Here is an 18,988-nt window from a genome sequence, read left to right on the forward strand (position 1 = left end):
TGATGATTCCTGATTCTCGCCCTACGTCACACGGCGGACTTGCTGTTAGCTACTGGCCTCACCCAACCCTGGCACGTAGGGAAGCACCGATCGAAGTGCCGATGAAACATGCATCGAAGCGCCGAAATCTCGGCGGTCAGACGTCGATCGAGTAGACCAGTTCTTCCTGCAACATGCCCAGCCAGTCGTACAGTTCGCGCAGGAACGGAGTGTCTTCGGTGGCGAGGTGCACCACGCCATCGGGGGAGATCTGCAGTCGGTCGGCCAGCGTCAGCCGCAGGTCGGTGAGGCTGCGCAGCCAGGCTTGCACGGCGTCCGGGGCGAGCCTGATCGTGATCGGCTGGCGATGCTCGGTGTCGGTAGCGGCGGTATCCGTTTCGGCAGCGGCATCTTCTTCGCCAGAACTGAGGCCGAGGGTGTTGATCACGATTTGCGCGTTGAGCGCCTTGCGCTCGAGCAGGTTGACCGAGGTATACCGGCGAAACTCGGCCGCCGCTTCGTCATCGTCGCGGTAGGCGTCAGGCAGCAGCCGGGCGAAGATTCCGTCACTTTCAGCGAGCTCGGGGTCGGCGCTGCCGGAGTCGAGCATTTCCAGAAGCTGTTTGGTGGCCAGGCGCAGCAGGTCGGCCTCGATCGGTTCGAACCGGCCAAGCAGGGCGCCGTCCTCCTGCGCGGTGAACCGCCGCACGGCGTTCATTCCTCGGCCTTGGAAAGCGTGGCCCAGAGGCCGTAGCCGTGCATGGCTTCGACGTGGCGCTCCATCGATTCGCGGTTGCCGGTCGCCACGACGGCCCGCCCGTTGTTGTGTACCTGCAGCATGAGCCGCTCGGCTTCTTCGGGCGTGACGCCGAAGTAGCTGCGAAAAACGTAGGCGACATAGGACATGAGGTTGACCGGGTCGTCCCAGACCAGGGTCACCCAGGGGCGGTCGAGTGCGACCGACTCGCGCAGCTCGGTTTGTTCGGCAGTCTTGGTCACCCGCTAAGCCTCACACGCTCCCAACGCGTTTTCCACCGTTTGGTCACACTTGCACCGCGCGGCGCCCGCGTTCGGGTCGAGGGAATATCCTTGGTGTATGACGTTTATCGCTCCATCGTCCGCAAGCTCCACTGCACAGCACCGCGAAACTGCCCCGCACCGCGAAACTGCCCCGCTGACCAACACCGCAGTGGAGCGCATTCGCAACGATTTTCCGGTGCTGCATCAAAGCGTGAACGGGCATCCGCTCACCTATCTGGATTCCGGCGCGACCTCGCAGAACCCGATCAGCGTGATGGAAGCGGAGCAGGAGTACTACGAGCAGCGCAACGCTGCCGTGCACCGTGGAGCCCACACGCTGGCCGTCGACGCGACCGAGGTGTTCGAAGCGGCCCGCGAGACGGTCGCCGCGTTCGTCGGCGCCCGGGGAGACGAGATCGTCTGGACCTCCAACGCCACCGAGGGCATCAACCTGCTGGCCTACAGCTTCTCCAACGCCTCGCTCGGCCTCGGCGGCCGGGCGGCCCGGCGATTCAGCCTTGGCGCTGGCGACGAGATCGTGGTCACCGAGATGGAACACCACGCCAACCTCATTCCCTGGCAGCAACTCGCGCTGCGCACCGGCGCCACGCTGCGCTTCATTCCCGTTCTCGATGACGGCACTCTCGACCTGCTTTCCGCAGCGGATGTTGTCGGCCCCCACACCAGACTGCTCGCCTTCACGCATGGCTCGAACGTCACCGGAACCCTGAACCCGGTGGCCGAACTCGTCGCCCTGGCCCGTAAGGTCGGCGCGCTTGTCGTGCTCGACGCCTGCCAGACCGTGCCGCACCTGCCGGTCGACGTCAAGGCGCTCGACGTGGACTTCGCGGTCTTCTCGGGTCATAAGATGCTCGGTCCGACCGGTATCGGCGCGCTCTATGGCAAGGCCGACCTGCTCGCCGACATGCCGCCGTTTTTGACCGGGGGGTCGATGATCACGACCGTGAACATGCAGACGGCCGAATTTCTGGCGCCGCCGCAGCGCTTCGAAGCCGGCACCCAGCGCATCTCCCAGGCGATCGCCCTAGCGGCGGCCGTCGACTACCTGCGCGAAACCGGTATGGATCGGGTCGCCGCCTGGGAGGCCCAGCTCGGCCAGCGCCTGGTCGCCGGCCTCGCGGAGATTGACGGCGTACGCCTGCTCGGCCCCGGACTCGGCGTGGAGCGCCTGGGACTTACCGCCGTCGATGTCGCCGGTGTGCACGCCCACGATGTCGGCCAGTTTCTCGACGACGCCGGCATCGCCGTTCGCGTCGGCCACCACTGCGCCCAACCCCTGCACCGCCGACTGGGCGTGACCGCCTCGACCCGGGCTAGCACGTACCTGTACAACACGACCGACGAGGTCGACCTGTTCCTGGCCACCCTCGCCGAGGTCGCGCCGTTCTTCGGCGTGAACGGGGCAGTCAAGCGATGAGCGACCTGCAGACTCTCTACCAGACCATTATTCTGGAGCACTCCAAAGCCAGGCACGGAGCCGTCGACCTCGTGCCGCTGGCCGACGCCGTATCCCGCGGCGCCGCGAGCGGCCTGCGCGTGGCCGAATCGCACCAGATCAACACGACCTGTGGCGACGAGGTGACGCTGCGCGTCTCGCTCGGCGCTGATGCTTCTACCGAGACGGATGCCGTTGACTCGGCCGCTGGCGCTTCAACGGATACCTCGGTGTTCGATCTGGTCTGGGCCGGGGAGGGCTGCTCGATCTCGCAGGCATCCGCTTCGATCCTGACGGATACGCTGCGCGGCCTAAGTGTGACCGAGGCCCGCGCTCTGCTGGACAACTTTCGTGAGATGCTGCGCTCGCGCGGCAAGATCGAGCCCGACGAAGAGATTCTCGGCGACGCCGCGGCCTTTGGGGGAGTCTCGCGCTACCCGGCCAGGGTCAAGTGCGCCATGCTGCCGTGGGTAGCCTTCGAGGCTGCGCTGATCGAGGCGGAGTCGCGCTAGCTGACATCACTACCTAGAAGATGGCATCTCACGCAGAAAGCTCGGCGTGTGGAGCAATTAGGCGGCGAGGGCCCCGAGCTCGGCGCGCAGGGGCCAGTCCTGGCTGTCAAGAATGACCTGGGCGCAGATGCCGGTCAGCGCGTTGACTACGATCGGAGCCATGAGATTCACCGTCGTCGTCTCTTCACCGGGGTTGACCACGACGAGCACGATCGCATCGGCCGGGGCCACGATCGCGAGGGCGTCGGACTGCTCGCTCGAGATCACGGGGGAGTAGTCGGGCAGGTACACTCCGGCGTCGAGCACGAACATGCGCGTCTCGGGCTCGGCTTCCGCCTGCAGTGAGTACAGCCCGGTAGCGCCCTCGATCTCGCTCAGTCGAAAGTCCGTGTGCGGATCGAGCCCGGGCGGCGGAGTGACGAAGCTCAGCAGCGGGCTGACCAACGCAACGCTCGGCGACTCTGTACTTGGCGACACGGGGGGCATCGGAGAAGTGCTCATCGGAGAAAGTCCATCAGTGTGGGCTGCAGCACCTTGGCGGTGACAGCGAGGGCGGATTGGTAGGAAACCTGTTGCAATTGCAGTTCGAGCACAATCTGGGTGAGGTCGACGTCTTCGAGTCCGACGCGTTGGGTCTCAAGCGCTCCGGTCTTGCTCAGCAGATTCTCCTGCGCGCGTTCAATCTGCACCTGGCGGGCACCGATGGTGGCCCACTCGCTCGTCATCTTGCCCATTCGGGTGTCAATGTTCCCGAGGTAGCTGCTGACGTCAGTGCCGTCGCCGCGCAGGCTCGCGATGACATCGTCGAGCAGATCGAAAACGGATTCCCCGGCGCTCCCACCGAAAATCGCCGCACCATCGCCATCCACTCGAACTGTCGTGTCAGCGCTGATGCGCCGTTCGACGGTTCCGGCGACGCCGTTGTAGGTCAGGTTACCGCTCGTGTCGGTGGTAAATGCTGCCCGGGCATTCGAATTGCCCGCGAACACGCTGCGCCCCACATAGGTGGTGTTCGCTTGGGTGAGCAGCTCGGCCTTGAGCCCTTCGAGCTCAACCGCGATGGCTTCCTTGGCGGTGGCGCTGACCGCGCCGTTGGCACCCTGCACCGTGAGGTCGCGCACCCGAATCATAATGTCGCTCGTGGCCGACATGGCGGAGTCGATGGTCGTGAGCCAGTTGTCGCCGTCGTTGGCGTTGCGGCTGTACTGGCCGGTCGCGGCCTGCTCGGCCCGCACCGCGAGAGCGGATGCCGCGGCCGTTGGGTCGTCGGACGACCGGTTGATGCCCTTGAGCGTGCTGGCTTGTTCCTGCAGCTTGGACAACTGCGCCATGTTTTCTTGCAGGTTGCGCTGGGCCGCGCGCATCTGGGTCTGGCCGGTGACACGGGTGATCATGATTTACCTTCCTACCAGTCCGGTGCGGTTGATCAGGGTATCGAGCATTTCGTCTACGGCCGTCAACACCCGGGCGGCGCCCTGGTAAGCGGTCTGGAACATGAGCAGGTTCACGTTCTCCTCATCGAGGTCGACCGAGGAATTGGCGAGCTGCTGGCTGGAAGCGTAGGTGGCGGTGGTGCTGGCCAGGTTGGCCTGCTGCAGCTCGGACTGGGTCGCGACAGCAATGGTCGAGACGAAGTCTGACCACTTGGTATTGGGGGAGGCGACGCTCCCATCAGCGTTGGTAGCCTGGCCAGCGCCCAGCTGGGCGATGGCATCCGCTACGGAACCGTCGTAGGCGCCACCGTTTTCGATGTCGCCAGCGACGACCTCAGAACCTTTCGTGGGAACGACATAGAGGCCGAGGGCGGCAGGCTTACTCGTGTCAGACAAGAAGAACTCGCTCGACGGCGCTCCCGTTGAAGACTTGCCAGTCGTATAGATCTCGTTGACCTTATTCTTAAGGTCCGTCGCGAAATTGTTGTAGCCGGTCGCGGCCGTGACCAGATCGCCACTCGGAGCCAACAACGTCAACGCCCCGGCAATCTCGCCTCCGTCAATCGTCACAGCAGCCGTCCGCGCGAGATCCGCCCAGGCAAGGGTGACCGTGCCGCCGCCCATGGCATCGTCCAGCGTTTCAGCGTCAGAAACCGCGAGCGCACTAGCCGTCCCGCCACTCACGAGCGCATTGCCGCCGATCAGTACGTTGACCGTTCCGTCACTCTGCGCCACAACGGATGCCCCGGTGAGAGCCGAAATCGTCGTCGTGAGCAGTTCGCGCTGGTCGAGCAGTTCGTTGGCGCTGCCGCCGGTGGCGAGGGTCGTGCGAATCTGCACGTTGAGGGCGGCCACCTGGCTCGCCGCGGTGTTGAGCTCGGTGACCATGCTTCCAAGGTCGCCACGCACCGAGGAATACTCGTCACTGACGACCTGGTAGCCCTGCGCGATCATGGTGGTGAATTCTCCGGCGGTAGAGAGGAGCAATGCTGCGGGAGTGGCCGAGTCCGATCCGTTGGCGAGTTCCTGCCAGCCGGCCCAAAACTCGTCGAGCTTGGCCGAGATGCCGTTCTCGCCGGGCTCGTTGAGCGAGGTCTCAATGCTGCTCAGGGAATTGGCGCGCACGGCGGTGTAGCCGGCGGCCGCTGCGGAGTTGCGCACGTGGGCATCCAGCTGGGCATTGCCGAGGCGGGCGATGCCGTCGACGGAGACGCCCTCGCCCACGCGCAGGCCGCTCGTGAGCTGGCCGGTTTCGGCCAGGCTGCCCACGGCCGACGTGGTCACCCGTTGACGGGTATAACCGACCGTGTTGGCGTTGGAGATGTTCTGTCCGACAACGTCAAGACCTTTTCTGGCCGCGACGAGTCCTGAGTAGGCCGTGTTCAGGCCGCTGAAAGTACTCATCGCAACGTCCTCACAGGTTTCGGTCGAAGATGCGGGCGTTCGTCACCGGGGCGCCGGTCGCTCCGCTCGCGTCGTAAGTTTTGGCGCCGATGTTCGCGCTGGCCATGGTCTCCTGGGTAGACCGGGCGGCGTTGCGGATGAAGCGCTCGTTGGAGTCGCGCAGTTCTTTGATCTGTGTAGTGAGATCGCCCATGGCCTTGAGGTGGGCGGCGAAGATTTCACCCCACGGACCGGTCGGGGCGTTGGCGACGAGCTCGCGCAGGGTTGAATCGTCCTGCGTTCCCCACAGGGTAGCCAGGGCGGCCACTTCGACCGAGCGGCCGAGGCCAGCTTCGCGCACCAGGTTCAAGACCTGTTCGACCTCGCGGGTGGCGTGCTGGAGCCAGCGTGACTTGCCGCCCTGCAGCAGTAGTTGCTCTTCTTCGAGCTTGAACACCAGCAGTTCCAGGAGTTCTCGTTCGCGCCAGAGCAACGCTGAGAGTTCATTGGCGCCCAAGAGTCCTCCAACCACCTTTATCGGCCTAGTTCGGCAGCTACCCATGTAGATGCATCGATTCCGTCAATCCCACTCTCGGTCGGTCACCCAAAAGCGTTAGAAAAAGACTTCGCAATTCACGAAAACTCCAACACTTTGCCGCCGCGATGTTGCCTGAATGCCAGACAACAACCTCCGGAACGTGCCAATCCCCCCTTCGAGGGACAGGAAATTGGTCAAATGGGTAAAAAGATACTACCCATTTACCCTTTTCTGGGGTAGATTGGCGGTAACAGGCCGTCGGGTCTATTGCGTGTGGCGCATGAGCGGGCACATTTTGACAGGTAGTGAAATAATTCTGGGGGGCCGGCTTGTGAATAGGACTGAGCGCAATGCCCTCGTTGTCGAGAACCTTCCGCTCGTTGGATACCTTGTGTCCGAGGTCTGGGCCAAGGCTCGTCACCTGTCTCGCGATGATCTCGCTTCCGCTGGCGCCGTCGCCCTCATCACTTCAGCGGATGCCTTCAATCCCGATCTCGGCGTTCCCTTCGGTGCCTTCGCCCGCCGTCGCATCATCGGTGCTTTTGCCGACGAGATGCGTTCCAACGACTGGGCCACCCGCACTGCGCGCCGCCGCATCAAGGAAACGCTCTCCGTGCAGGACACGTTGTCCGCAGCTCTGGGTCGCACGCCCAACGTCGAAGAAGTTGCCGCCGCGCTCGGTGTCGATCGCGAGACCGCCGCTGCTGGCCTCTCCGATGCCGCCCGCACGCTGACCACCCTCGACGACACCACCGCCGAATTTCTCGTGGCTGACACGGCCATGCCCGAATCTTCGTTGCTCTCAGATGAGCGACTGGTCTACCTGCGCGCTGCTATCGCGGCCCTGCCGGAGAAAATGCGCGAGATCGTCAAGCAGGTTTACTTCGACGACCGATCGGTTAAAGAGATTGCAGCCGACCTGGGAACCACCCACTCGGCCGTGTCTCAGACCCGAGCCGAGGCCATCCGCTTGTTGCGTGATGGCCTCAGCACCCACTATGCCGATGACACCGAGGCTGTGTACCAGCCGGAGTCGCGCATTGCACCAGCCCGTCGCAGCGCTTACCTCGCTCGACTCGCCGACCTGGCAGCCGTGGGTATGACCCGCACGGTGCGAGGACCACTCCTAGAAGATGCCATACCCGAGGTCGCCCGCATCGCGTCCTGACCCCCGCAGTACCAATTCACTGCCTAGTTTCACCTCACCAAACAGCATCGGCCCACGGACGGGCCGGCGTGACAATCACATCTCACGGAAGAAAAAATCATGAGCATTCAGGTCAACACTTCGCACTCCGCTTCGACAGCCCTGCGCAACCTGGCAGCGTCGCAAAGCGGTCTCGCTCAGCCAACCGTCGCCCTCTCGGGCGGAATTCGAGACCGCGTCGTCGCCGACACCGTCGAATTCGATGGCAAGCTCTCCCAAGTTGCAACCGAGAACAAGATCGCCGCAAGCACTCCGCTGCGCGACAGCGAGATGGCCGCCGAGATGTCCAAGCACACGCAGGAGAATATTCTCGCGCAGCCGGGCGTCGCCATGTCCGCCCAGGCCAATCAGTCGAACTCTGACGTGCTGCAGCTCCTCGAGCCCGCACGTAAGTAGTCGTCGCAGCCGCTCCAGCGACTGCGGTGTGTTCCCTGCCACTACCCCGTCGACTTCGGTCGGCGGGGTAGTGGTGTTCCTAGGCGAGGTATTTCTGCGTGCTACCGATCGCTGTCGTCTACGCTAAATAATATGGCCGACCTGTCGAAATACCTTCCGCTCAGCCAGCGACGTGTCGGTGACGAATCCGGCGCGAACTCGAACTGGCGCGACTATCTCGCCACCACGCTCACGGCGAGCGCCAATCTGCTCGCGGGGCTCACTGCCGAGCAGTGGGAGTCGTCGAGCCTCTGCAAGGGCTGGCGGGTTCGGGACGTCGCCGGCCACATCGTGTGGCGGGTTGGCAGCTCCAACCGCGAGCTGGTCAGCACTGCGACACGCGCTTATTTTGGTCACTTCATCAATCCCAACCGGGCGATCGATGTGCTCAGTCGTGCCGCAGCAGAAGCGACGCCGGCCGAACTCGTCGCGCAGATCAGGCAGATCGCCGCAAGCAAGGCGGCCGGCTACGGGCGCCACGGCATTACCGAACTCACCGAGGCCGTAGTGCACGGTCTCGACCTGGCGCATCCGCTCGGTCTCACACTGCCGGTGGCGCCGACGGTATCCGGCGCGGTAGCCCTGCGTCAGAGCTTGATCGCGCCGACAGCGATCAAGGCCATACTCCGCGTTCGCACGCTGGTGGCGACGGATGCTGACTGGTGCGTCGGCCGCGGCCCCGAACTCCTCGGAACGGCAGAGGCGCACCTGCTGTTCCTGTTCGGCCGCCCCGGTGGGTTACTTGCAAGGTCGCTCTAGAAGGGTGTTCTGGCCCAGTCGTGGTTGGGGTCAGCGAGTTCGGCCCAGACATCGACCGGTCGCTTCGGGATCTGCTCCGCTGGTGCGCGTTCGCTCGCGGCGGCAGCAGAGTTCGGGCCGAGCCGGGTGGCGGGGTGGGTCGCGTAGTGTTTGCCGGCGGGGCTGGTCCAGTGCATCACCCCGTCGGTGCTTTGCTCGGCGGTCCAGCCGGACTCGGTTTTGAGGCGGTGCCCGCGTTTGCAGAGGTGGGCGAGGTTGTCCCAGCGGGTTTCGCCGTTGTATTGCCAGTCGTGGGTGTGGTCGACTTCGCTGTGTCGGGCTTGCCGGGTGCAGCCGGGGAATCGGCAGGTGCCGTCGCGAATCTCCAGCCACTTCTTCAGGTCGGCTGGGACCTTGTAGCGGGTCTTGCCGACGCTGAGCACTGCGCTGGTCTCCGGGTGGATCAGGATGCGGGTGAAGCTTTTCGCTGTGGCGGCGACTCGGCGGGCGGTCTCGGCGTCGATGGGTCCGAATCCGTCGAGGGTTCCGGGTTCGTCGCTGAGGCCCATGAGGGTCAGCACCGGCACGGTCACGTTTACCAAGCCCTGCACTCCGGCGCCCAGGCCCGTCTCGGTCACTCCGGTCAGCAGGAGGTCGACGGCGACGTCGAGGCGTTGCTGGCCGAGGGTGCGGGTATCGACGGGTTCTTGCTCGGCGGCGTTGTGCAGGCTGCGTGCTAGGGAGTCGACGCGGTCGGTGATCGCGGCGGCGTCTTCTTGCGTGAGGATCATCTCGAGACAGGCCATGCCGTCCTGGGCAGGAATGACGGAGAACCACCGCTCGCTCAGTGCCTTCTTATGGCGTTTCACGATCGACTCGGGGTGGGAAAGTTCCCGCACGGTGATCGCCCGCTTCTTGAGCTGCCCGACCGTGAGGTCTTCCACCCCGGTGAGGGCTTCAACTTCGAAGGCGGCCCAGGCATCATCGGGCAGCGACAGAGCATTGTTGACGATGATCTCCGCGTGGCGGTAGCTGATCGTGCCGTCGGCGAGCTTGGCGCGGGTCGCCGGCAGTTCGTGCTGCAGCATCTTGCTCATGCAGAGCAGATTGCGGGCGGTATTGTCATGCACCCGGAGCAGACAAGCGAGCTCCGCGACGAGGCCTTCCTCGGCGGCCTTCTTCTCCGACCAGCGCTGCAACGGGCGACCAGTCTCGCCAGCGTCTTGCGCTTCGCGTGTCAGCAACATTGCCGGCAGCGGTCGACCAGTCTCCGCCGTGCCAGCCACCCATACGGCGACCCGATCGATTGCGGCCGCGCGGGCGGCGTGGGCACGGTTGATGGCCAGATCGCACTCTCGAACCTCGTCAAGTAGCCGCACCTGTTCCTCGTCGACCGGCCGCGTCCGCCAGTCTTGCAGCGCACCTGCGATCACGTAGTCCAAGGTATCCACTGTGGATCTGCGCTTCGTCTTCGGTTGATTGGGCCTCCGCTGGCCGTTCCCTTCATGCGTCGCTGCAGCTATCTCCTCAGTACCCTGCTGCCCGACGCGAAACGCTCTTGCCAGCGTGGCCGGCGCCGGTTTCGGCGGTGGATCGTCGTTGATCTCCATACATTCATTATCTCACCCATCGAACAAAAAAGCGAGATTTACTCAGATTATAGCTCGGTTTTCGAGCATGAGTCTCGTTCGTAAGTTCGATGCGACTTTCATTCTGCGCGACACTGTTCCGCTGTGAACGTCTCTGACGCCGATGTTGTCATGGCTGTGCAGGCTGACCTGCACTTTGCAAGGGAGATCGGGTCTGATGACGATGCGGTGCGCAGTGATTGGCGCATCCACCGCGCGGCTGCCCTGCAGCGGATGGCTGTGGCTGAGGCTTCTCCCCAGCGCGCGTAGCTGGCCGCCAAGGCTGGCCGCTAGGGCTGGCCGCCTTGGCGTCGCGGCACGTTGTTGAGCTCGTGGCACTTGATCAAACCAGGGCCATGTTTTCAAAGGCGTGCCGCGGCATTTCAGCTGTAGTTGCTGCGCCAAAGAATTTGTCGCGCCCGGCGGATGCTGCCGGGAACCTTCTCAGCGCGCCTGGTTGGCATCGCCAGACGGTAGACAAGGTGTGCCCCGGAGTGGGGCGCGACCGAAACCGCGTAAAACCGGGGATGTGGCGTGTTGCTACATTGCGCGCGGATGATTCTCGAATATTGGGGTAGACAGTGAGTACCCCAGAGTGGGGGCACGCGAATTCGCTCGTAAATGATCATGCGGCGTGTCGTTTTGTTTATCGGAGATTTCTGGCCTCATCTGGCCTTTTATGGGTGGCACCCACTCGGGGGAGGCCACGTCAACCACCAGCGCTACGGGGGAATCGACGTGTCCCGCAAGCGGGGGGTGGGCTGTTTTCGGGGCCGAAGGCCTGGGAAAGGCGGGTCGGTGCGCAGGGCGCGAGAGGCAACATCCGCATAAATACGCGGTTATATCGGGGGTGGACAGGTAAATATGCCGTCGAGTGCGACTCGCGAGCTGTCATATATATAGACGAAAAGCGGCGAAATTAAAGTTAATGAGTTTTAATCGCCGCACTGCTTACCCCCATAGGGGGGCGACCGATAGATGTAGATACTGGCCCATGGATGGGCCAGTGTAACAACACCCACTCACGGAGGAATCATCATGGGCATGCAGGTCAACACAAACATCGCGGCAAACAACGCATACCGCAACCTCGCAACAACGCAGAACGACCTGTCGAAGTCGCTGGAGAAACTTTCCAGTGGCCTGCGCATCAACCGCGCCGCGGATGACGCAGCTGGTCTCGCAATCTCGGAAGGACTGAAGTCCCAGGTCGGTGGCCTCACGGTTGCCGCTCGTAACGCTCAGGACGGCATCTCGGTCATCCAGACCGCTGAAGGTTCGCTCAACGAGGTCACCTCGATCCTTCAGCGCATGCGCGACCTGGCTGTTCAGGCCGGTAACGACTCGAACAACGTGGCATCTCGTGGTGCGATCACCACTGAGGTGAGCTCCCTGCGCCAAGAGCTCACGCGTATCTCAGACGCCACTAACTTCAACGGCACGAAGTTGCTCGGTGGCGACGTAGATTCGGTTACGGCAGGCAACCAGACGTCGTTGTCGTTTCAGGTCGGTGCAAACGGCGATGCCAGCAGCAAGATTTCTGTGAACCTCGCTGGCGCGAACGTAAGTTCTATTGTCACCGCGCTGACCTTCGGCACGACGGCGGTCAAGTCGGCCTCAGCAGCAACCGTCAACTACGCCAAGGGCTACGAGTTCACCCAGGGAAGCACCGTTGTTACGGTTGCTGCTCCGGGAACCGCTCCGACCAGCAACGCGGGCGTTGCCACCAACCTCAACGCCGATGCCGGGTTTGCTCAGAACTTCACCGCATCGACCGATGAGGCCGGCAAGTTGGTCGTAACGTCCAAGTCGGGCAGCGCGTCCGCCATCACCATCGACCAGGACGTCACGACTGCCGGTACCTACGCACAGGCGGTCACGGTCGTTGCCGGATCAACCACCCTGGGATTTGACTCGTCCGCGGCTGCTCAGGCATCCATCACGGCGATCGACGCCCAGATTCAGAACGTTTCAACGGCTCGCGCTGAACTCGGTGCAAACCAGAACCGCTTCGAAAGCGTCATCAAGAACCTGGCCGTCTCGAAGGAGAACCTCACCGCTGCCGGTTCGCGTATTCGCGACACCGACATGGCCGAAGAAATGGTCAAGTACACCCGGGCGAACATCCTGTCGCAGGCCGGTACCGCCATGCTCGCGCAGGCCAACCAGAGCAACTCGGGGGTGCTGCAGCTGCTCCAGTAACACCTGAAGTAGGCGTCACCAGCGAGATCGACCGCTGATCTAAGCCAGGTGGCATCCGCTCATGAATGCAAATTTGTGAAGCGGATGCCGCCGGGCTTATTCGTCGTGCCACAAAGTTTTTCGTGATTTCTTCTAACCCCGTTGTCTACCCCCGCCGATAGCTCTGGGTGCTGGCCCATGGATGGGCCGGTGAAGTTAGACCCAATCACGGAGGATTACTCATGGGCATGCAGGTAAACACAAACATTGCGGCGAACAACGCGTACCGCAACCTCGCAACAACGCAGAATGACCTGTCCAAGTCGCTGGAAAAGCTCTCCAGTGGCTTGCGCATCAACCGCGCCGCGGATGACGCAGCTGGTCTCGCAATCTCCGAAGGCCTGAAGTCGCAGGTCGGTGGCCTCACGGTCGCCGCCCGCAACGCTCAGGATGCGGTCAGCGTTCTCCAGACCGCAGAAGGTTCACTCAACGAGGTGCAGTCAATTCTGCAGCGCGTTCGTGACCTCGCCGTTCAGGCCGGTAACGACTCGAACAACAAGGAATCACGCCAGGCTATCCAGACTGAAGTTACGGCACTGAGCAAGGAACTAACTCGCATCAGCGAGTCGACAAACTTCAACGGCACCCAGCTTCTCGACGGCACTAAGTCGATGCTGAGCTTCCAGATCGGCGCCAACGCCGAGGCCAGCAGCCGCATTGAGGTTGACCTCGGCAAGTCCAACGTTGCTACGGTCGCCAACGCCATCGGCGGCGGTACGAACGTCAAGGCAGTGACCACCATCGCCGATGGAGCCGTTCAGCTCAGCGGCGTCGCCTTTGACGCCACGACTGTGACCGGCGACGTCAACATCAAGCAGGCCGGCGGGCTCAGCTTCACAGCGAGCTTCGGTGCGGCCGACAGCACTCGTACGGATGCCGATGTGCTCGCCAAGCTGAAGTTAGCTGCAACGTCGTCCGGGGGCAATTTCACCGTGACGGCAAATGCCACCGACCCCAGCAAGTACACCATCCAGTCGCAGGATGCTTCGCTCGCCAGCGGCGCGACGAACGCGATCACGGTCTCCACCACAAGCGCCGGCACGGTGTCGACCTCAGGCGTGGCCATCAACAAAGCCACCGTATCCGGCATTGTGACAATTACGCAGGCAAACGGCGATTCGATTAGCCATGACTTTGGCGGGGCAACTAGCACGCTCACTAATGCTCAAATCGTGACTGCGTTCAACACCGACACCAGCAACGGTGGCAACGCTAGCAAGTTCACGATCAGTGAGCACGCAACAACGGCCGGTTTGTTCACCATCACCTCGGCGAACAAGACTCTCACGGACCCGACGAACGATGGCATCACGGTTTCTGGAAACACGGCTGGTGCGGTGTCGACCAAGGGTTCGACGTACACAATCGCGACTGGCAACAAGTTGACCTTCGCCCAGGGTGGCGGACAAACTGCGGAGTTCACCATCACCGCTGACGAGACTGACATTGACACGCTTGTGATTGCGTTGAACAAGACCACCGGTACTGGTATCGGAGCAACGTTCCTTGCCAGCAATGATGGCGGAGCGTTGAAGATCACGTCGGTGGATGCCACCAAGAACAATGCAACGACTAACGCGATTACCGTTAGTGCTACGACTGCGACCGGTGGAACGGCCGTGTCTTCTGTGGCGCTAACGGCTTTCAGCGCAGCAGGCACAGCCGTGGGCTCTGCAGGCCCCGAGGTCGCCTCGACCGGTGTGACCGATGGTACCGACGCCTATGAGCAGGTTTCGACGACGGCCAACGTTACGACCGTCGTTGCGGCCCTGGACTTCTCGTCTGCGGCCAACGCGGCACTTGCGCTGACGGAAATCGACGCCCAGATCACCCAGGTGTCGAGCGCCCGCGCCGAGCTCGGTGCCAACCAGAACCGGTTCGAGAGCGTCATCAAGAACCTGGCCGTCTCGAAGGAGAACCTCACCGCTGCCGGTTCGCGTATTCGCGACACCGACATGGCCGAGGAAATGGTCAAATACACCCGGGCGAACATCCTGTCGCAGGCCGGAACCGCCATGCTCGCGCAGGCCAACCAGTCCAACTCGGGCGTTCTGCAACTGCTCCAGTAACACCGGTACAACCAAACAAACAGGTCGATCCTGACCTGAGCCTGGCCGCAGTCAAAGAGCGAATTGGACGTCGCTCTTCAGCTGCGGCCAGGCTATTTTCATGTCGTGACCTCCGTTTCGTAGGCCTGGTCGCGTAGGTCAATGGCGATCTCGGCGGGCTCGATCAGCGGATTGGTCGGGCTGCAGAGGTAAGCGCGAGCCAGTCTCGGATACGTCCCCATCCCGTTGGTCGAGCCTGCCGAGACCCGCGTGGACTGGCGGGGTCGGTGTCGGGAAGCCAGCCATTCCGCATCCGCTACCCGGCCTGTGGGTAACTTTTACGGGCTGGGCGGCACGGTGCCACTCTGGTGGCCATGCCGTATACATACATGGTGAAGTGCTTCGACGGGTCGTTCTATATTGGCAGTACGTGGAGCCTGGAGCGGCGGATCTGGCAGCACAATCACGGCAAGGAGGAGGGCGGTTCCAGCTACACGGCCGCCCGCCGGCCCGTCGTACTCGTCTACTTCGTGGAGTACGAGCTCATGATCGATGCCTACGGACGCGAGAAGCAGCTGCAGAACTGGGGCCGAAAGAAGCGGGTCGCGCTCATGGAAGGGCGGATTGCGGATCTGGTCAAGCGGATGCCCCCGGGCGGTGGCGTGGACGGCGTCGGCGACGCGGCTACCTGAGACGGGTCGCGTTGGTCGATGGAGATCTCGGCGAGTTCGATCAACGGCAAGGGGGATTGTCGAACAGGGTGGGGACGGCAGAATGCACGTGCACCCCGTTGCCTCATGTCAATACCTCTGGCAAGGTTTTTCATTGCCTCAAATGAGAACCTCCGCGGACTTAGCGATTGAACGAGTGGTTGACGGCCGGTTTGGACGGCGCGGGCTTCTTGGCCCAGTGACAAGGTCTCGAGTTCGCCGGTGAGGGCCAGGATTTTCCTGGATAGGGCCGCGGGCTTGAGCTGTTTGAACTGCGCATTCATATGAATGATCGGTCGCTTCCGCACCGTCTCGTCCTTGATCGCGCGTTGGTGCGGGGTCGTCGCCGTGTCGTACTTCTTGGTCACCTTCGCCCCGTGCCGCTGCTTGAACACCAGCTTCTGTTGGGGCAGGAGGTAATTGGTGAAGATGCGGTCCAGTTCCCAAATCTCGTTGAGTTTGGCCAACTCGGACGGAGTGTCGTAACGGAGGTAACCCACCAATTCACGGACATGGGTCCAGTTCTTTTGCTCAACGTGCGCCCCGTCGTTGCTGTGCTGCGACCGGGACCTCGTGAAGGTGATCTCATGGTCGAGGCAGTACCGGTAGAGATGCTCGTTGATAAATTCCGAGCCGTTGTCCGAGTCGATCCCGATGATCGGGAAAGGGAACACCTCCATCACATGCTGCAACGCTTCAAACACCCACCTCGATGCCTTGTTTTTCACGGACCGGTTTACTGTCCACCCGGTCGAGATGTCAGTGACAGTCAGGGTGAAACAGAATTCGCCGGACGCGTTGCCACCCTCATGACCGACTAGATCGATCTCCACAAAACCCGGAACAGCGTCATCCCAATCGGCCCAGGTTCGGATCGGGATCTGCGACTTCAACAACGTCCCTGGCTTCGTATGCGAGCGCCCGCGTGACATCATCTTTGCCCGCTCCGGCGCCAACCGGCGGTCAATCGTCGCGGCGCTCATCCGCACCAGCAAGGCCGCGTCCTCGTCGCTGAGGTCGAGCTCACCATCGCGACGCAGCATCGGCACCAACACCCCCAGCATCGGCGCGAGTCGCTTCCCTGCCGGCGCACGTAACACCGCCCTACACTTCACCAAGGCCTTCGTCACGGCCGACCCATAGGTCGGAGCTCGCCCCGGCCGCGGCCTCACGATCTTCAACGCCGCAGCCCCGCGCAACGCCGCACGCGCGTAGTCGCGATGCCAGCCCGTCAACTCGACCAGCTCGTCCAGAATGCGGGACTTACCCGCTCGGTCCGCGCTCCGATACGCGAGCGCTTTCTTCTGCGTCACAGCCTGCCGCTGCGTCATTGTCAGCTCCATAGAAACGGGCGTAACGCACATCCATCACCAAGTCAGAAACCACGCCGCAAAGCGGAGGTTTTCTACTGAGGCAACGAATCCACCTACGCGTAGGTTTTCTATGAGTCAACGCGTGCACTTGCGGATGACGAGTTGTCGGCGTAATCTAATCGGAGCGCGGGGCAATAGTTCCGCGAAGTGAACTCGGTAGCCTTCCGGACGGTTGGTGTACCGAGTTTCGCGCGTTAAGCGATCAGCCTACGCACGTTGATGATCATAGGGTCCGCGCGTCGACGCCAATCGCCGCCGCGGACGAAACTCCATGCGACCGCGTCGGGGACCCATAGCAGGGGTTCGGCGACCGACCGCTCGTGCGCATAGGACACGTTCTTATGCAAGGCCCGCGCGAACAGTTCGTCACGGAGAACTTTCTTGTCGAAGGCGACAACAGAGTCGTCCTGCTCCAGCACGATGCGGCTTGCCCCGAGCACGGTAATATACTCGACCACTGCAGCCAGACACAACGCTCGAGCCTGCGCTTCAGGCATGCCGGCCGCCTCATACACATACGTTTGAATGCCCAGGTCACAGAGAGTCGAAAGGATGAGCCGGCGTCGAGAATCGCTTTCGCTCACGAAATGGATGCGTCGCTGGTCTTTCATACGCAGCTGCATGAGTGTTTTCCGCACGATCGGACTGTCCTGGGTGCGCAGGGCCACTGAAACAATGGTGTAGGCCTTGCTCTTGCTCTCGTCGAGGTACAAGGTCGTCACTTGTCGCCTTGCGCCTCTCAGAAATTGATAGGTTCGGCATTCTTCGGTCGCGTCTTCATGACAGACGTCCTCGCCACTGTCGAGCAGACAGAGAGGGTCGTGAAAGGGCGGACATCGTTGCATCCGGTTGGCGAATTAAGTTATACCGCTTAACGCGACTCTACCCACAAAGATTCGAGCCAGGCGAGATTGCTGTGACCACGTTTCCCGCTCGATCCGGGTGCGGCCGCGCTTGTGACCGGCCGAGGTCGTCGGGAATGTGTGCAGAGTACCCTGCGTGATCCTCATATGGTCAAGGGGGATGAGCGGTGGGTTTTGACGCTGGTATCCACGCCCTAGACGTGGTTGAAAACTTATGAGATCACGGTCACGACCCGCGGAAGATTGACGCTGGCTGGCCTCGAAAACTGGTCATGCAGCATCCGTTGTGTGAACTCGCTTGTAGAGGGCAGCTCAAATGGGGCGGGTTCATCCGATGAAGGCGAAGGCGCGCGCGGCAGCCACAACTGCCGGACCTGCGGTAGCCAACGGTTGATCGCGGAGCATGAGCGCTGGTGCCTGATCATCTAGCTGCGGGTTCATGCCCTTGAACCACGACTGCACCGTAGCAGCCCCCTCGCGCTCGCGCAGTAGCGCGGCCACAAAATACGCGGTGCGGAGTCGATCGAGTTTGTCCTCAGATAGCTTGGTCTGCCCGGTCGCCCATTCATTTACTTGGCGGGTCGAGGTGACCCGGCCCATGTACGCGACAAGCCGCGCGCCGAGAATCTCGCGAAGGCCCGATGCGATTTCGGCCGGTGTGAACCGCACTGATTCTTCGTGCGCGCGAAGCCCTGGACGTTGCGTTGTGGTGGGTCTCATGTTCCTATTACAGTCGCAATTTCAAGGAAAAGCAAGTATAAAGCACCCAAGAGTGCAGTCTATTCCGCAGCCCGAAGTGCATGTATTTTGCTTGGATGTAGGGTCGACGCCAATGCCTGGTCTCGGGGACGCCCCATTTCGATGGCCGAGCCGGTCTCGGGAAGCCGGCCATCCCGCATCCGCCAGTGGATAACTTTTGCGGGCCGGCCGGCATGGTGCCACTCTGGTCGCCATGCCTTATGCATACATGGTGAAGTGCTTCGACGGGACGTTCTATATCGGCAGCAGGTAGAGCCTGGAGCGGCGAATCGCCGATTTGGTGAAGCGGATGCCACCGGAGGTGGGCTGCCCGGCGGGTACCTGAGACAGATCGCGTTGGTCGATGGCGATCGCGGCAAGCTCGATCAGCGAGATGGGTGGGTTGTCGAGACTGCTCAAGTCTGCGCGATGCTGGCCTTCCACGTCGCGCTGGCGTGCGCCGCCGCGCCCGATACGGGCGCGCTATGCCGGTTACCGTAACGCGAGCCAGTATTGGGCGCGGTCAACGCGCTGGGCCAACCGCCGGGCCGGGAACCGCGCCGAATCCACGGTCCCGCGAGCGGTGTGCCAGCGTTCGACAGGGGCGGGCGGCGACCGCGCATCCCATCGGGCACCACACGGCAAAATGCACAGTATTCCTTATGTTATCTTTCAGTGAGCACTCA

19 protein-coding genes and 3 pseudogenes are annotated in these 18,988 nt (G+C 62.4%); 10 read left to right on the forward strand and 12 right to left on the reverse strand.

Features of this window, described 5'->3' with window-relative positions; all coding sequences use genetic code 11:
• Positions 1-136: 136 nt before the first annotated feature.
• Positions 137-697: a DUF2017 family protein gene (locus tag CXY71_RS18365; protein WP_104138910.1), complete on the reverse strand. Its 561-nt coding sequence runs from the start codon at positions 695-697 to the stop codon at positions 137-139.
• Positions 694-978 carry an ATP-dependent Clp protease adapter ClpS gene (gene clpS, locus CXY71_RS18370; protein ID WP_104138913.1) on the reverse strand — a complete coding sequence of 95 codons (285 nt, stop codon included), beginning with the start codon at positions 976-978 and terminating at the stop codon, positions 694-696. The genes CXY71_RS18365 and clpS overlap by 4 nt, the downstream gene beginning before the upstream one ends.
• 97 nt (positions 979-1,075) lie before the next feature.
• Between clpS and CXY71_RS18375 the strand changes: the two genes are divergently transcribed.
• Entirely contained in the window at positions 1,076-2,437 is a 1,362-nt protein-coding gene (locus tag CXY71_RS18375; protein WP_104138916.1) for an aminotransferase class V-fold PLP-dependent enzyme, read from the forward strand.
• A complete protein-coding gene (gene sufU, locus CXY71_RS18380) occupies positions 2,434-2,967 on the forward strand; it encodes a Fe-S cluster assembly sulfur transfer protein SufU (RefSeq protein ID WP_104138919.1) in 534 nt (177 codons plus the stop codon). The genes CXY71_RS18375 and sufU overlap by 4 nt, the downstream gene beginning before the upstream one ends.
• Positions 2,968-3,024: 57 nt before the next feature.
• Here sufU and CXY71_RS18385 read toward each other — a convergent pair whose 3' ends face one another.
• The 4 genes from CXY71_RS18385 to CXY71_RS18400 are packed head-to-tail and all read right to left on the reverse strand — an operon-like array spanning position 3,025 to position 6,300.
• Complete coding sequence (locus tag CXY71_RS18385) at positions 3,025-3,468, reverse strand: flagellar assembly protein FliW (protein WP_233198475.1); 444 nt, start codon at positions 3,466-3,468, stop codon at positions 3,025-3,027.
• On the reverse strand, positions 3,465-4,361 hold the full coding sequence (gene flgL / locus CXY71_RS18390) for a flagellar hook-associated protein FlgL (protein ID WP_104138922.1): 897 nt from the start codon (positions 4,359-4,361) through the stop codon (positions 3,465-3,467). Before flgL ends, CXY71_RS18385 begins: the two co-directional genes overlap by 4 nt.
• Before the next feature lie 3 nt (positions 4,362-4,364).
• Positions 4,365-5,804, reverse strand: coding sequence for a flagellar hook-associated protein FlgK (gene flgK, locus CXY71_RS18395; protein WP_104138925.1), 1,440 nt, complete (start codon positions 5,802-5,804; stop codon positions 4,365-4,367).
• 10 nt (positions 5,805-5,814) lie between these two features.
• Positions 5,815-6,300: a flagellar protein FlgN gene (locus CXY71_RS18400; protein ID WP_104138928.1), complete on the reverse strand. Its 486-nt coding sequence runs from the start codon at positions 6,298-6,300 to the stop codon at positions 5,815-5,817.
• A 352-nt stretch (positions 6,301-6,652) separates the two neighbouring features.
• Here CXY71_RS18400 and CXY71_RS18405 point away from each other — a divergent pair, with 352 nt between their 5' ends.
• The 3 genes from CXY71_RS18405 to CXY71_RS18415 all read left to right on the forward strand — a co-directional run bounded on the left by CXY71_RS18405 (position 6,653) and on the right by CXY71_RS18415 (position 8,722).
• Entirely contained in the window at positions 6,653-7,489 is an 837-nt protein-coding gene (locus CXY71_RS18405) for a sigma-70 family RNA polymerase sigma factor (RefSeq protein WP_104138931.1), read from the forward strand.
• A 99-nt stretch (positions 7,490-7,588) separates the two neighbouring features.
• The gene (locus tag CXY71_RS18410; RefSeq protein ID WP_104138933.1) at positions 7,589-7,924 is read left to right on the forward strand and encodes a flagellin; all 336 of its coding nucleotides are present in this window, start codon (positions 7,589-7,591) and stop codon (positions 7,922-7,924) included.
• Positions 7,925-8,056: 132 nt separating this feature from the next.
• Positions 8,057-8,722, forward strand: coding sequence for a maleylpyruvate isomerase family mycothiol-dependent enzyme (locus CXY71_RS18415; protein ID WP_104138936.1), 666 nt, complete (start codon positions 8,057-8,059; stop codon positions 8,720-8,722).
• On the opposite strand, the gene CXY71_RS18420 is transcribed toward CXY71_RS18415, so the two are convergent.
• Positions 8,719-10,134 (reverse strand): HNH endonuclease signature motif containing protein, encoded by a 1,416-nt coding sequence (locus tag CXY71_RS18420; protein ID WP_233204727.1) that lies wholly within the window; start codon positions 10,132-10,134, stop codon positions 8,719-8,721. The two genes, CXY71_RS18415 and CXY71_RS18420, sit on opposite strands and share 4 nt — an antisense overlap.
• Before the next feature lie 300 nt (positions 10,135-10,434).
• Here CXY71_RS18420 and CXY71_RS21280 point away from each other — a divergent pair, with 300 nt between their 5' ends.
• From CXY71_RS21280 to CXY71_RS22230, 4 genes and pseudogenes are all read left to right on the forward strand, one after another.
• Positions 10,435-10,599 (forward strand): hypothetical protein, encoded by a 165-nt coding sequence (locus CXY71_RS21280; protein WP_158253155.1) that lies wholly within the window; start codon positions 10,435-10,437, stop codon positions 10,597-10,599.
• A 774-nt stretch (positions 10,600-11,373) separates the two neighbouring features.
• The gene (locus CXY71_RS18425; RefSeq protein WP_368665908.1) at positions 11,374-12,531 is read left to right on the forward strand and encodes a flagellin; all 1,158 of its coding nucleotides are present in this window, start codon (positions 11,374-11,376) and stop codon (positions 12,529-12,531) included.
• A gap of 221 nt (positions 12,532-12,752) precedes the next feature.
• Positions 12,753-13,262, forward strand: a pseudogene (locus tag CXY71_RS21540) (flagellin); the annotation flags it as partial.
• Positions 13,263-14,351: 1,089 nt separating this feature from the next.
• Positions 14,352-14,639 (forward strand): annotated as a pseudogene (locus tag CXY71_RS22230) (flagellin); the annotation flags it as partial.
• Positions 14,640-14,737: 98 nt separating this feature from the next.
• On the opposite strand, the gene CXY71_RS22420 reads toward CXY71_RS22230, so the two are convergent.
• Complete coding sequence (locus tag CXY71_RS22420; RefSeq protein ID WP_255412647.1) at positions 14,738-14,860, reverse strand: hypothetical protein; 123 nt, start codon at positions 14,858-14,860, stop codon at positions 14,738-14,740.
• Positions 14,861-15,007: 147 nt separating this feature from the next.
• On the opposite strand from CXY71_RS22420, the pseudogene CXY71_RS22235 reads away from it, so the two are divergent.
• A pseudogene (locus CXY71_RS22235) lies at positions 15,008-15,157 on the forward strand (GIY-YIG nuclease family protein); the annotation flags it as partial.
• A gap of 17 nt (positions 15,158-15,174) precedes the next feature.
• Here the strand turns inward: CXY71_RS22235 and CXY71_RS18440 are convergent.
• From CXY71_RS18440 to CXY71_RS21285, 4 genes are all read right to left on the reverse strand, one after another.
• Entirely contained in the window at positions 15,175-16,659 is a 1,485-nt protein-coding gene (locus CXY71_RS18440; RefSeq protein WP_199184369.1) for a DDE-type integrase/transposase/recombinase, read from the reverse strand.
• Between the two features lie 236 nt (positions 16,660-16,895).
• Positions 16,896-17,423 carry a hypothetical protein gene (locus CXY71_RS18445; protein ID WP_104138947.1) on the reverse strand — a complete coding sequence of 176 codons (528 nt, stop codon included), beginning with the start codon at positions 17,421-17,423 and terminating at the stop codon, positions 16,896-16,898.
• A 468-nt stretch (positions 17,424-17,891) separates the two neighbouring features.
• Complete coding sequence (locus tag CXY71_RS18450; RefSeq protein ID WP_199184370.1) at positions 17,892-18,233, reverse strand: hypothetical protein; 342 nt, start codon at positions 18,231-18,233, stop codon at positions 17,892-17,894.
• A 324-nt stretch (positions 18,234-18,557) separates the two neighbouring features.
• Entirely contained in the window at positions 18,558-18,722 is a 165-nt protein-coding gene (locus tag CXY71_RS21285) for a hypothetical protein (RefSeq protein ID WP_158253157.1), read from the reverse strand.
• Positions 18,723-18,988: the final 266 nt, after the last annotated feature.

This window comes from Cryobacterium sp. Y62, from assembly GCF_002929785.1.
Lineage (GTDB): Bacteria > Actinomycetota > Actinomycetes > Actinomycetales > Microbacteriaceae > Cryobacterium.